The sequence below is a fragment of the Mucilaginibacter rubeus genome (genome assembly GCF_014643835.1).
GTDB lineage: Bacteria > Bacteroidota > Bacteroidia > Sphingobacteriales > Sphingobacteriaceae > Mucilaginibacter > Mucilaginibacter rubeus.
Genome location: NZ_BMKD01000004.1, coordinates 430,696 through 444,094 on the forward strand (window position 1 = coordinate 430,696; position 13,399 = coordinate 444,094).

The 13,399-nt window shown below is 42.0% G+C and carries 11 protein-coding genes; 2 read left to right on the forward strand and 9 right to left on the reverse strand.

The genetic code is table 11. The features are described from left to right. Positions 1–126: 126 nt before the first annotated feature. From IEX80_RS15920 to IEX80_RS15950, 7 genes are all read right to left on the reverse strand, one after another. Entirely contained in the window at positions 127–972 is an 846-nt protein-coding gene (locus tag IEX80_RS15920; protein ID WP_090529354.1) for a metallophosphoesterase family protein, read from the reverse strand. A gap of 95 nt (positions 973–1,067) precedes the next feature. Continuing rightward, entirely contained in the window at positions 1,068–1,634 is a 567-nt protein-coding gene (locus IEX80_RS15925; RefSeq protein WP_090529357.1) for a cupin domain-containing protein, read from the reverse strand. Positions 1,635–2,004: 370 nt separating this feature from the next. Next, positions 2,005–2,826, reverse strand: coding sequence for a glycerophosphodiester phosphodiesterase family protein (locus tag IEX80_RS15930; RefSeq protein ID WP_188833423.1), 822 nt, complete (start codon positions 2,824–2,826; stop codon positions 2,005–2,007). Positions 2,827–2,832: 6 nt separating this feature from the next. Further along, the gene (locus tag IEX80_RS15935) at positions 2,833–3,930 is read right to left on the reverse strand and encodes an alkaline phosphatase family protein (protein WP_090529362.1); all 1,098 of its coding nucleotides are present in this window, start codon (positions 3,928–3,930) and stop codon (positions 2,833–2,835) included. A 65-nt stretch (positions 3,931–3,995) separates the two neighbouring features. Further along, complete coding sequence (locus IEX80_RS15940; protein ID WP_176627910.1) at positions 3,996–5,606, reverse strand: SusD/RagB family nutrient-binding outer membrane lipoprotein; 1,611 nt, start codon at positions 5,604–5,606, stop codon at positions 3,996–3,998. 17 nt (positions 5,607–5,623) lie between these two features. After that, complete coding sequence (locus IEX80_RS15945; RefSeq protein WP_188833424.1) at positions 5,624–8,920, reverse strand: SusC/RagA family TonB-linked outer membrane protein; 3,297 nt, start codon at positions 8,918–8,920, stop codon at positions 5,624–5,626. 177 nt (positions 8,921–9,097) lie between these two features. Then, the gene (locus IEX80_RS15950) at positions 9,098–9,682 is read right to left on the reverse strand and encodes a phosphonate degradation HD-domain oxygenase (protein ID WP_188833425.1); all 585 of its coding nucleotides are present in this window, start codon (positions 9,680–9,682) and stop codon (positions 9,098–9,100) included. 296 nt (positions 9,683–9,978) lie between these two features. On the opposite strand from IEX80_RS15950, the gene IEX80_RS15955 reads away from it, so the two are divergent. Continuing rightward, positions 9,979–10,557 carry a helix-turn-helix domain-containing protein gene (locus IEX80_RS15955; protein ID WP_188833426.1) on the forward strand — a complete coding sequence of 193 codons (579 nt, stop codon included), beginning with the start codon at positions 9,979–9,981 and terminating at the stop codon, positions 10,555–10,557. An 86-nt stretch (positions 10,558–10,643) separates the two neighbouring features. On the opposite strand, the gene IEX80_RS15960 is transcribed toward IEX80_RS15955, so the two are convergent. Next, positions 10,644–11,399: a helix-turn-helix domain-containing protein gene (locus tag IEX80_RS15960; RefSeq protein ID WP_229701650.1), complete on the reverse strand. Its 756-nt coding sequence runs from the start codon at positions 11,397–11,399 to the stop codon at positions 10,644–10,646. Positions 11,400–11,503: 104 nt separating this feature from the next. Continuing rightward, a complete protein-coding gene (locus IEX80_RS15965) occupies positions 11,504–12,475 on the reverse strand; it encodes an aldo/keto reductase (RefSeq protein ID WP_188833428.1) in 972 nt (323 codons plus the stop codon). Between the two features lie 233 nt (positions 12,476–12,708). Here IEX80_RS15965 and IEX80_RS15970 point away from each other — a divergent pair, with 233 nt between their 5' ends. Further along, positions 12,709–13,395: an HAD hydrolase-like protein gene (locus IEX80_RS15970; RefSeq protein ID WP_188833429.1), complete on the forward strand. Its 687-nt coding sequence runs from the start codon at positions 12,709–12,711 to the stop codon at positions 13,393–13,395. Positions 13,396–13,399 lie beyond the last annotated feature (4 nt).

Here is a 13,399-nt window from a genome sequence, read left to right on the forward strand (position 1 = left end):
CACGGCTAACTTGTGCCTTCTACGTCATGCAAAGGGACAAAGCAGGAAAAGCACAAGTCAGCCACCCACATACCCAGGGCTCAAGACTTTCGCTAAAAATACTCCATAATAAATCCGAAATTCTATTTACAGTTTAGCTGAGTTTAGCACCGGGTTTTGGCTTGCGTTTACCTGGTAGGTGTAGATAGCATTTTGCTCATCAACTTCAACTATGCGATAGCCTTTGTAGTCAGTACCCCAGTCACCGCCTATATGCGAATCAAAAAAATGTGGGAGTTTATCGGTATAACGTACGCCATCTAACAAATGATCATGCCCATGAAAAACAGCTTTAACGTTGGGATAAGCATGCAGCAATTGGATAGTTTCAGGGCAATCGACAAATACATCATTCTTAACCCATTTGGTAGGCGGGATGTGCAGTATCACAAAAACTATCTTTTTATCTGCAAGTTTGTCTAATGAAGCTTTCAGAAAAGCATTATTGGGGCATGTATAAACGCCTTTTGTATCAGCGGTGTGAGCCAGTACAAAACCTATATCGCCAAACTCTACCGTGTATTTATCCTCATAACCAAAAGCGTTCTTCCAAACCGTGGCATCCGCAAAATCATGATTGCCGGGGATGGTATGATAAGGAACATTTAATTTATCAAGGTATTTAGTTTTGATCTCAGGGAGCAAGTCGGGGCGGTTGTGTACCAGGTCGCCGTTAACAATCACAAAATCAAGGTGGTTTTTGCTATGATCTTCGTTAAGCCATTTAACCATGTTGCCGGTGTGCAACGTAAAATCCGTTTTCGGCTGTCCGTAATGAATGTCAGAGGCTAAAGCAAACCTTAATTTTAGTTTGGCTTTGGTGGCACGGCTATACCGGTTATTTTCAGTGGCAAAACTATTGACAGCAGGTAAAAGACTTAAAGCGGCTACACCAGTTAAGGCAGTGCCAAAAAATTCGCGGCGCGAGGTCATAGGTAATTATTTTATGACAAAGGTAGGCTTGGGGTGTTAAATGAAAGTTAAAAAAACACCTAATTTGACTTGTCCTGATATAAACCGTATGAAGCTTACTCCAGTTTTAACGGCGGACCCACTATTTGCATATCATGGTCGTTAAAAATTTTGGCGAGTTCCTGTTTTGTTGGTTCATGATCCAATGCTTGCATTGTTACAAAAAAATCTTCAAGCTTACCAGCAGGTTGAAACGTAACCGTCATTTTTCCTTTTTCAGATACTTGTGTCCATGCATGTGGTACATTTCGGGGTAAAAAAACACTATCGCCTGTACTCAAATGGAACTTATCTTCACCAACCTGGAAGTAGTAGGCGCCATCTAAAACATAAAATATCTCGTCTTGCAAGGGATGCACATGCAATGGAGTACCCCGGCCTTGCGATAAACTTGTTTGTTCAAAAATAGCCAGGTCTCCGTCGGTATCACTGCCAGATACTTTCACATCCATTATATTTGAATTGACCCCTTTTAATTTAATATGCCCATGTATGCGGCCCTCTCCCGCACCTATTTTAAATCCTTTGTTTACCCGCATAAATCTCTTTACATCTATAGAAAAGGACGTTAAAGGCATTGCAGCAAAAGCTAACATGGCAGTAATGAAATTATTTCTTTTCATGGCAAAGCGGTTTTACATTGGTTTATAAAAAGAAACCCGTTAATATCTTACCTAATTGATATAAAAGTAGTTATAATTATTCAGTTACGCTAATCCTACGTATTCTTACGTAATCGGGGTACCGTTTTAGTTGATATATATATTCCGAGGGCTTTAATATTGCCTGCAACCTTTACCGGTTAGATGGGCATACCGAAAGGTCGCGGCGCGAGGTCATAGGATATTATTTCATTTGCAAACGTTGCTCTGTTATGGTAAATGACAGTTAAGAAACTATCTGAATCAGAATTTTCAAAATGCTTGAATTTTCAGAATTAAACACATCACATTCCGGACATTCTTAAATTCTGAAAATTCTGATTCAGACAATTTACCTCAACCCCTTTTCTTTTAAAAACTTCACCAAAGCGGCAGGATGGTCTGTTTGTAAACCTTTTAAACCTGCTACAAGGGCTTTGTTCCAATCCGCAGGGCCTTCACCTACACTTTGGATATCAGGCCAAACCGGGATGTGGTATTCTCCGGCCAAGGCCACCATATCAGCAGTGTATTGGTTATAAGATCCGTCAAGAATATCGGGGTGATACTGATCAATGAAGCTTTTTATGCCGGCAGTATTTTTAACACTATCGGGCAGGCTCAGCATCAGCGGCATTTTGGGGGCAGCTTTTCGCCAGCCTGTAAACTGAGCCGCGCTGTTGATATAAACCAATATCTGTTTTTCCATGCCATATTCTTTGATCGTTTGGTAAGCCTGTTCGGGGTCTGCAGCCTTAAAATCAAGGTAGATCCCTATCCGGTTTTTACACAATTGCAGGATCTGCTTAAAGGTTGGGATCCGAAATACCTCTTTGCTTGCAGTGTCCTTGCTTTTTACCTTTAACTGCAATAGCTCCGCAAGTGTAAAATCCTTCAGTTGGCCTTTGCCATCAGTCATGCGGTTAATGCTGCCATCATGCATGCTTACCAGCTCGCCATCTTTGGTGGTACGCAGGTCTATCTCTACATAATCCGCCTCATTTTTTATTGCCCCCTTATACGCTTCAAGCGTGTTCTCCGGATAAATGACGTGATCGCCGCGGTGGGCAGCGACTATAAACTTATGCCTTGAAACAGGAGCCGGGTTGGCCTGCCACCCATCACCGGGTAGCAGCCATAGTAAACCCAAAATTGTTAATAGTTGAAAACGCATCGTTATTTATTTTTTACCTGTAACACTACTTATCGCATCCCCCACCTCATGACCTGCCGCGGCTTTAAAATTAAAGCCCAATAAATTGGCTATGGTTTGAGCCAGCTGCTTATGATAAGTTGTTTCACCTTGTTTCATTTCGCCCGAGGCAGGCGTATCCGGACCGATAACTGCAAACCAGGTTTGCTCTGAATGCAACACGTCCGACCCATGGTCATGCCATTTCTTCATCGGCTCATCTCCCCTGCCGTGGTCGCAGGTAATGATCAGGGTAGTTTTGTTTTTATAAGCAGGCTCTGACTGGATATAATCCCAAAGTTGTTTTATAAAGCCATCTTCCTGTTTAATACGGTCAAGGTAAAACTTATAATTGCCTGCATGGGCCATATCATCCGGTTCATCAAACGATATATATAATGCCCGCGGCTTGTATTGCATCATATAGTTTTTGGCAAACTCAAATGTCAGGAAGTCGATGCGGGTTGAATCGCTGATATAACGCGGTGCTTCCAATTGCAGTTCATTCAAGTATTTCAGGCGGTCGTTCATACCAGGAACATCCAGAGGCATAAAACCGGCGTTAACTAAAATACCGGCACGTTTCGGGCTTAAGATCTGCGAAAAACGTTCCCACGATGCAAATGCGGCTACCTTGTTTTCAAAACCTTTTTGCTTATTCAGAAATTCAAGCAGGTTCATGTTGGGGTTATAGATCCCATCGTTGGTGTTCATCCGCTTATCGGGGAAACCGGTAAATATTTCATTGTATCCCGGGTATGAAAAATGATACGGGTTGGCTACTTCATCCTTGCAGCCCAAATCACGGTTTCCATACAGTTGTCCTTTTTCAACTACCGTGTTCCAAAAAAAAGGCATCAGCAGTTTTCGACGATCTGAGATTGCGTCGGCCCAGAAATTTTTACGCACCTCATTTTTATCATACGTATCATTTGAATTGATGATGGCCGAATCGGCACCACGGAAAACCTCCTGCCAGCGTAAACCATCGATGGTGACAATAACTACATTTTGAGTTTTGCGCGTTTGTGCAAAGAGGAGGGTAAAAGATGCTGAAAACAGCATCACTAAGATCAGCTTTTTCATAGGTCGTGTTTAATCAATAAAGGCCCCAAACTAAGGGGCCTTTATATAGTGTTATTTACGGTTTGTTATTTAAGCAACCACATGATGCCATTGATATCATCACTGCCGCCAAACTGGCTTGTTAATGCCGCTTTGTAATTTGTAGCGTTAACAGTACGCTCTGACTGCGGATATTCAAAACGTGTAGGGATACGGCTGCTATTACCCGTCCCCGGCCCGGTAGTGAATGCAGGTACACCTGTACGACGATAAGTGAAATATGACTCAAGGCCTGAGTGACGGAACAACGCGAGATATTTTTGCTGTAATATTTGTGTAAGACCTGTTGCACCGTCGGCATATTTTACAGCAGGTTGCGCATAGTAGGTTGTCCAGTTAACAGTAACCGGGAACACATCATAGCTCGACTGGTCGGCTGGACCTTTGGTTGCGCCCGGTCTGTAAAAGTATGCCGAAAATATACTTGAACCGGCAACTGTTGGGATACCATAATACTGGTACGATGCCTGGATACCATTAATATAATAGGTTTCGGCATTGCCTGTTGCCCAGCCGCGGTTAATACCTTCGGCAATATTGAACATCAATTCAGGGTAGCCTATCTGGATACTTGGCTCGCCTATATAAGTTGAATAAAAGTGTTTACGGTTAATGAACGAGTAGCGCTGTAAGGTTGCATTGTTATACATCACACCAAGGTCAAGACCCGGATCGGCACCTACAAATGAATCAAAACTTGTTGGGCTTTGTTTCAGCGTATCAACCAAATAACGTGAAGGCTCTGCAGTTACAAAAACCCTTGGATCTTTAAATTTAGTAAGCAAACCGATATAAGTTGCCGATGAGTTTTGCCTTGATCCGTTTTGACCAAAGTTATCCGGGTTTTGAGGATAGTAGTTACTCGGCGCTACAAATTTATATTGCAGGTTATCGTCATTGCTGGTCATCAGCGGGTATTTAGTTGGATTACCAACAATAGCCGCAAATTGTGCTTTTACATCAATATCAGCTGTTTTTTTACTTAATGCAAGCAATAACCTGATGTGGAAACTGTTTACAGTTTTTTGCCACTTTGTAAGATCATTACCAAAGTAGATATCGTTTGACAAAGCGGCACCAACCCCTGTACCGCCCGAATTTGGATCGGCAATCAGTTTGGTTAAGTCGGCATTAGCGGCTTCAAGCCATGCTAAACATTGTACCATTACATCTTTCTGCGCATCATATTTGGGAGTAAGGTTATCCAGGCCTTTCAACGCATCGGTCATTGGGATATCACCTTCTTCGAGGCTCATTTTGCTGAAGAAGTAAGCCCTGAAAAATTTACCCATAGCTTCATACGGGTTAACGGCAGCGCCACCGGTTGCTGCAGCACGCTGCTCCATTACTACTACGTTTTTTAACGTGTTGTAATAGTTATCGCCACCGTCGGCAAAGGCATCATAACGGTTATTGCCATAATAATCGTAGTTATAAAGGTAATATTGCGAATAGATCTCATTGCTTGATTGTGGCAAATCAGCCATCTTATTAAGGATCCCGTTGAATAATAATGATGCCGGCACAACGCTTGGCACATTATTATTTTTGGTAAGGTCCTCAAAACTTTTCTTACATCCGGTTACTGTTAGCAAAGCAAACGCCGGCAGTATTAAAATTCTAAATATCTTTTTCATAATCATCGTATGTTTTATTAGAATGATACATTTAAGTTAAAACCATAGCTACGTACTGTAGGCGACTGCAATACAGTTGAAGAAGTAGCATAGTTATACTGATCTAAATCCACATCCTTGAAGCGTTTGTCTCCGTAGAAGTATAGCAGGTTACGGCCATAAACCGATACCGATGCTTTTTTGATGAATGATTTATCAAGCCATGCTTTAGGGAAATCATAACCAAGGGTTACTTCACGAAGTTTTGAGAAGGTTTTGCTCATCAGGTTTGACTCGTCGACATTGTAATATTTACTTACATAATCCTGCACAAATACAGTTTTGCCGTTAGGAGCGTATTGCAAAGCACCGTAGTTAATAATTTTACCTGTGGCCGGGTCATAGTTAATAGCGGCACCATTTGACACGGTTACGCCTTCGCCTACATAACTGCCGTTATAACCCTTTTTACCAAAGTTTTGCCAGTCTTTATAACGGGCGTCACCCAAAGCACCTGTAGCGGTTTCAATGTTTGCACCACCACGCATGGTTTTATTGTGCATGTAATCGATGATCACACCACCAACCGAACCGTCAAACTGGAAACCCATATTGAAGTTTTTGTAACGCAGTTTGTTACTGAAGCTCCACGAGTATTTGGCATTTTCGTTGCCTAAATATTGCGGAACCGGCAATGCTAATGGTTTACCGGCAGCATCATTGATGATTTGGCCCTGAGGAGTTCTTGCAAAAGCGGTACCATATAGTTTATCGGTACGGTCGCCTTTTTTGAAGAATGTTTTGTAAGTGTCCTGACCCGGAGGCAACTCTTCATAAACATCTTTAAAGGTAGCTACGTTAACTAAAACATTCCAGCTAAAACCGCCGAGATTTTTGATAGGGGTGCCTTCTAATGAAAACTCATAACCGGTTTTCTTGGTTTTTAAAGCGTTAAGATATAAAGTGGTGTAACCAGTAGCCGTTGAAATTGAGTTAGCTAAAATTTGCGGACCGTCAATATATTGGAAAGTAGTAGCCGATAAACCTAAACGATTTTGTAAGAATTTGATATCGAAACCTTCTTCGTAGTTAACGCGAGTTGAAGTTTTGATATTTGGCTGATACAAAAAGTCAGATGCAGAAGCTGCCGGTTGGCTGTTATAGGGTTTACTGGTTAAGTAGAATGGGTTAAGCTGATAGCTTGGGCCGTTATAAGGTGAGTTATAAGTACTGCCGTAACCAAGCGGGTTTAAGAATAATGGATTTGAATTTGGATTGCTGGTAGTTGTTGAACCGCCGTAAACCGAAATTGCGTTAAATGGGGCCGGGCCAATTGTTGAGCTTGAAGCATCGGCTTTTACTGTTGAGTAAGATGCCCTTGCTTTTAAGAACGAAATAACCTCGGGCAGTTTAACGTAATCAGAGATCACAGTAGCTGCCGATACACTTGGATAGTAATAAGTAGTTACGTTTTGGAAAGCCGACGATTTATCGATGCGGCCGGTGCTTGATAAGGTAGCATATTTACCAAATGTAGCGTCAATTGAGTAGTAACCGCTTAATACACGTTCGGCCGATGAGAAGTTGGTTGACTGTACAGCATTTTTTGAGTTGCTGAAAGCGTAAACTTCCGGTACGTTCAAATAATCTGTTGATGTCCAGCTTGAGTTGTAGTTAAAGCTGCGCAGGTTTGAACCAACTAAACCTGATAAGTTCACGAAGTTTTTGATAGTGTAGTTGTAGTTAACAAATAACTCGGTGTTGTTATCAAACAGGTTACGGCGGTCTTCTCGGTAATCGCCCTGGTTACCTTCACGGCCATAAGGGTGGGCCGAAAATGGAAGGTCTTCAGTACGAAGGATGTTATACGTATCAATTTGTGAGCGCAAAGTAACATTTAAGTTATCGTTGATTTTGAAGTTACCTGACAAGTAACCGTAAACGTCGTTTTTGTAATGGCCGCGGGTCCATTTTTGAGTTAACAGGTAAGGGTTATGGTAACGGGTGTACTCGGCAAATACCGATTGTACGCCTTCTTTACCTGGCTGCCATATTGCTTTTATATCCGGCGCGTTGATATTCCAGTCGGCACCTGTCCATACAGCAATGTTATAGATAATACTGTTAGGGCCGTATTGCACATCTGGAAAGTTATCAGTTGATTGCCTGTTAAAATCAACGTTCGCTTCAAATTTCCAACGTTTTGTAGGAGTGAACTGAGCGTAAAAGTTAGCATTGGCTATATCAAGGTATTGAGAAGGGATATAGCTTGTCTGGTGCTGTTGTGAAACTGAAAAACGGGTTACATAAGTATCACCAACCGAACCTAATGATATGTTATTGTTGGTTTGGTAACCGGTTTTCAAAAAGTTTTTCAGGTTGTCTTTACCACGTGCAACCCATGGAGTGCCCTGGCGCACGCCGTTAACAACCGGGCTGTCATATTGCGGGATTAACTGACCAGCAAAGTAAGGGCCCCAAACGTCGTAATCGCTGTCCACACCACCTGGTGCACCACCTTTACCATCAACAAAGGTATAAAAAGTGTTTTCACCCGGACCAAACAAGCTTTGGGTACGAGGGAAAGCAAGGAAGCCCGTATTCATTACCGTACTGCTGTTAATATCAACTGTCAAGCCTTTTTTGTTTTTCTCGCCTTTCTTAGTGGTAATTAAAATCGCACCGTTTTGTGCACGGCTACCATATAGTGCGGCTGCAGACGGGCCTTTTAACACTGTATAGGTCTCGATATCATCAGGGCTGATGTTATAGGTATCAGTATTAATAGGAAAACCGTCAACAACATATAATGTAACCGAGTTACCCCTGATCAATACAGATGGGTTACCCAAAAGTTCGGCCGAAGGGCCTACTGATAAACCGGCCACTTTACCTGTTAAACCTGTAATAGGGTTAGGGTCGCGGGCCATGGTAACATCGGCACCGTTTACTGATTGGGTTGAGTAACCGATACGCCTGGTTTCTTTCTTTACACCAAGGGCTGTCACAACAACCTCATTTAAAGCCTTGCTATCGCCAATCATAGTTACGTTTATGGTTGTTTTGTTATCAACTACAACGTAAACCGGCGCGTAACCTACAAATGAGTAAATGAGTGTTTGACCGGCAGTTGCCGTAATACTGTAACGGCCATCAATATCGGTAACAGTGCCTTTATTTTGTTCTTTAATTCTTACACTTACGCCCGGCAGGGGCAAGTGTTTGTCATCGGTAACAGTACCGCTTATTTTGGTTTGTCCGAATAAAATAGATGGAGCTACGCAAAATAACAAAACCGTTATTACGGTTTTTAATCTCTGGTAAATCTTGTTCATCTGCTAAAGTTTAAGGGTGAAACAGTCAAATTTTTCATGCAGCAATACTAAACTTTGTTTATTATTAGTAAACCAATTTAGTATTAAGCTATACTTAACTTGATGTTCACCCTGTGTTAAGCAGGTGATTTTTGTAACAGGCAGATTATATATTAATCACAAAAACTTAATATGATATTATTCGTTTACCACCTGCAGATGCGCCAGGGCAATAGCTTTTAAATGATCAAGGTTATTTACGGGTACATACATTTCCTTGGCCATGTCGTCCCAGTAGCGCAGTCTGATGATAAGCTCGGCATCCTGGTTTAGTTCAAATTCGGCTGCTTCATCAGCAGTCATCACGCCTCCTTGAAACTCAAGGGTAGCTTTACTGGCATCCGACAAACGGTTATAATATTCGGGGTATTTATAGGTAAGATATCTTTTGGCAATTACATGGCCCTGCACCAGGTTAGCAACCCTTTCAGAAAACCCACGCTCTAACAGGTAATCGGCACCCAGGCGCTCATGGTCAACATTGCCCATGCCATCCATACTTCCTGCTTCTTCGGCATCGGCACAAAGATGCCCTATATCATGAAAAAAAGCGGCAAGTACAACTTCATCGTCATAGCCTTCGGCTTCAGCGAGTGAAGCTGCCTGCGACATATGCTCCAGTTGGGAAACAGGCTCTCCTATATAATCGGCATCGCCAAATTTTTCGTATAAAGAAAACACTTCATCAACTACAGCTTTCGGATTATATTGAGATGGTGCCATGCAATTAAAATTTTTAGGTGCAAATAAACAGCATGCAGGTTAGGTAATTATTAAATATTCATGAAATATATCAATCAGAACCGATTTAACATTAAATTTTAATACAACAGGGCCGCTTATATTGTTAAGACAGACAATTTCAAAACGCACGTATTGTTTATTGAAACTTAACTGATACAACAATATTATATAAATATCCGTTAACATTTACACTATACTGTTCAAAGCGTAACAAAAAAATCATTTTGGATAAATAGCCTGATTAATTACTTTGCGCACCAAATAACCTGCTATAGATGGAAGAAGACATACTGATACAGATCAGTAACCGGATAAAAGAACGCCGCCGGGAAAAAAATATAACCGTACAGGAACTTGCTATAAGGGCTAACGTAAGCAAAGGCCTGATATCCCAAATTGAAAACAGCCGTACCATTCCATCGCTTATCGTACTGATAGATATTATTAAAGCACTGGAGATAGATTTGAACGAGTTTTTTAAAGATATGCGTTCAAAAAGCGATCATCTCCCAGTTTTGGTAAAGCGCAAACACGAATACGATCATTTTGAAAAAGAACATGCCGATGGTTTTCATTATCAGCGCATTTTCACCCAATCAATAAGCCAAAGTACTGTTGATATCGTAATATTGGAGCTTGAACCCGATGCCTCCCGTCCGCTTGTGGAAACAGAAGCGTTTGAATATAAATATATCCTGTCGGGCCAGATAGCCTACCAGTTTGATGACGACACCATAACCCTTAACCAGGGCGATAGCATGCTCTTTGACGGGCGCATCCCCCACACTCCAAAAAACATGGGCGATACCACGGCCAGCATGCTGGTGGTATACTTTTTTGAAGAGAAGAAGTAGTTTAGTGAATGGTTGATTGGGTTGATTAAGTTGAGTGGTGAATTGGATATAGAATAATACACTTTTATCAACAGAAAAAACTCCGGTTAGTGCGTCCACTCGGTAGGTGCTTTGCCAAATTCTTTTTTAAACGAATGGGAAAAATGGGCCAGGCTTTCAAATCCTAAATCAAGGTAAATTTCAGATGGTTTCCGGTTTTTATTTTCGATGAGGTGGCGCGCCTCCTCAAGCCGCCTGGTTTGCAGCCAGTGCCGGGGCGAAGTATCAAACGTTTTTTGGAAATCGCGTTTAAATCCCGCAAGGCTCCGACCGGTAAGTTGCGCGAATTTCTCGACAGGTACGTTAAAATGAAAATTGCTGAGCATAAATTTTTCCAGGTCGATTTTATGAGGCTCCGAAAAATCGAACAGGAAATCTTTAAGCTCGGGCATAGTATGTAGTAATAAGTGTACGGCTTCCCTTACTTTCAGCATGCCCAGTTGTTTGGTTATTTTTTCGTTGGGATGGTGCACATAAGGAATCACAGATTGAAAAAAGCCCCGCAGAAATTCACTTTCGGGGATTTTGATATTGGGCTGACCAGTGTATTTCCGTCCCGGCTCTATCTGTTCTTCCAGGGCAAGCTGCCGCAGCATATCTTCTTTCAGGCAAATGATGATGGTTTGATAGTCACCGCCATCAACGGGCATTTTGACGAGTTCGCCCAATTGATTTTTACGGATCAGCATCATTTCGCCGCTTTTCATAGAGATTTTTTGATTAGCGGTTTCGATACTGAATTGCCCTGAAACCTGTAGTACCAGGGTGCTATGCTCAAAAAAGCCTACCTTTTCCTTTCTCATCCTCGAGAAAAAAGAATAAAAGATAACGCCAGGAATTATTTCGGTTGGATTAGTCACTTTATGTAAATATATAAAACAGAAGGGGCTTATGCAGCCCCTTCTGTTTATCGTTGCAGGTATGTACCGCCCAATATTGCGCCTTGTGCAAAAGTGGTGTTAAGTGTATTCATTTCATCGGCACTAAATTCAATTTGCATAGCCTGTATGTTTTCCGGCAGGCGCGATCTGCGGCTCATGCTCACCAGTGGCATAATGTTAACACCCTGGGCGTTTACCCACGCAATAGCAAGTTGGGTAGGCGTATAGCCTTTGTCGCTGGCCATTTGTTTTAATACTTCAACTTTTTCAAGGTTTTTCACCAGGTTTTCTCCCTGGAAACGTGAAAAGTGATTATGATAGCTATCTGCCGGAAGCGGCGCTTTCATATCGCCCGTAAGTAAACCTTCGGCGGTATTGGCAAATGCTACTACGCCAATGCCCAGTTCTTTAGCAGTAGGCAGCAGATCGTTTTCAATTTGCCTGTCAGCTAATGAGTAGCCTATTTCCAACGCGGTTACCGGGTGTATGCTGTTGGCTTTGCGTAACTGATCGGCTGTAATTTCAGAAACACCAAGGTGGCGTACTTTACCTTCCTTAATCAGATCTGCAACGGTACCTATTACATCCTCTACCGGTACGCTGTTATCCAGCCGGCAAGGCTGATACAGGTCGATAGTGTCGATACCTAATCGCACTAACGAATAATTAATGAAATTTTTAATGGCTATAGGGCGAAGGTCTAAGCCAAGCCATTGACCATTATAAAAAATAGCGCCAAATTTTACGCTGATAAACGCGTCGTCCCTGCGGTCTTTGATGGCTTTGCCCACCAACAACTCATTATGACCGGCACCATAAAAATCGCCGGTGTTTAAAAAGTTGATGCCACTATCTAAAGCTGCCTGTATGGTAGCGATACTTTCGTTTTCATCATTGGCCTTGCTGCCCCAAACTGATGACATGCGCATACAGCCCAGGCCCAGTTTTGAAACCAGCGGGCCGTTTTTGCCCAAATTTATTTTCGTTATATTTCCCATAGTTGATATTTAATTTAAAACAAAGATCAGGTATCTTGTTCATGGGTAAATTTCTTGCACGGCTCAATTTACTTGTCTGTGTGGCTCAAATTTTTACGATAACTCTTTGTAAAACTCGCACACAAACTATGGGAACAAAATCGACCATTTACCACCTTAACCAAACCTTAACACTAACTTAGTTTAATTTTAATAAAATAAGTTTAGTATTGCTAAACATTATAAATGTTGTTATGAGTATAAAATTAGTGGTATTTGACATAGCCGGCACCACGGTTAAAGACGATCATGAAGTTAGCAAAGCTTTCAGGGCTGCCATGCAAAAGTCCGGTTATGAAGTTGGATTGGAAAAAATAGATCCGCTGATGGGGTATGAAAAAACCCTCGCTATCCGCAAAATGCTTACTGAACATGAGACTGATCAATCAGTTATTACGGACGAGCTGGTAACCACTATCCACAAAGAATTTGTGCAGCAAATGATTAACTTTTACCAGTTTGAGCCTGGCATTGAACCCCTGCCAAACGTAGAGGAAACGTTTGCTAAACTGCATGAGCAGGGCGTTAAAGTTGGTATCAATACCGGCTTTTCGCGCGATATTGCTGATACCATTGTTAACCGCCTGCAATGGCAGGAAAAAGGGCTGATCGATTACGTTGTTGGATCGGACGAAGTTGAACTTGGTCGCCCGCACCCCTTTATGATCCAAAAAATGATGCTTGAGGCCGGCATAACTGATGCTTTGGAAGTTGCTAAAGTGGGGGATACCGAGGTTGATGTACGCGAAGGGCAAAACACCGGCTGCAAATACACTATAGGTGTAACCACTGGTATTTTTACCCGTGCCGAGTTGGAAACCTACAATCCTACCCATATTATTGACGACATTGCACAAGTAGTTGAGATTATAAACCAATAGTATA

Bases quoted from the DNA above. Each gene is read 5' to 3' on its own strand.
- IEX80_RS15950 (WP_188833425.1), bottom strand. From the start codon at position 9,682: ATGGCACCATCTCAATATAATCCGAAAGCTGTAGTTGATGAAGTGTTT.
- IEX80_RS15965 (WP_188833428.1), bottom strand. From the start codon at position 12,475: ATGGGAAATATAACGAAAATAAATTTGGGCAAAAACGGCCCGCTGGTT.
- IEX80_RS15925 (WP_090529357.1), bottom strand. From the start codon at position 1,634: ATGAAAAGAAATAATTTCATTACTGCCATGTTAGCTTTTGCTGCAATG.
- IEX80_RS15960 (WP_229701650.1), bottom strand. From the start codon at position 11,399: ATGAGAAAGGAAAAGGTAGGCTTTTTTGAGCATAGCACCCTGGTACTA.
- IEX80_RS15945 (WP_188833424.1), bottom strand. From the start codon at position 8,920: ATGAACAAGATTTACCAGAGATTAAAAACCGTAATAACGGTTTTGTTA.
- IEX80_RS15930 (WP_188833423.1), bottom strand. From the start codon at position 2,826: ATGCGTTTTCAACTATTAACAATTTTGGGTTTACTATGGCTGCTACCC.
- IEX80_RS15955 (WP_188833426.1), top strand. From the start codon at position 9,979: ATGGAAGAAGACATACTGATACAGATCAGTAACCGGATAAAAGAACGC.
- IEX80_RS15920 (WP_090529354.1), bottom strand. From the start codon at position 972: ATGACCTCGCGCCGCGAATTTTTTGGCACTGCCTTAACTGGTGTAGCC.
- IEX80_RS15970 (WP_188833429.1), top strand. From the start codon at position 12,709: ATGAGTATAAAATTAGTGGTATTTGACATAGCCGGCACCACGGTTAAA.
- IEX80_RS15935 (WP_090529362.1), bottom strand. From the start codon at position 3,930: ATGAAAAAGCTGATCTTAGTGATGCTGTTTTCAGCATCTTTTACCCTC.
- IEX80_RS15940 (WP_176627910.1), bottom strand. From the start codon at position 5,606: ATGAAAAAGATATTTAGAATTTTAATACTGCCGGCGTTTGCTTTGCTA.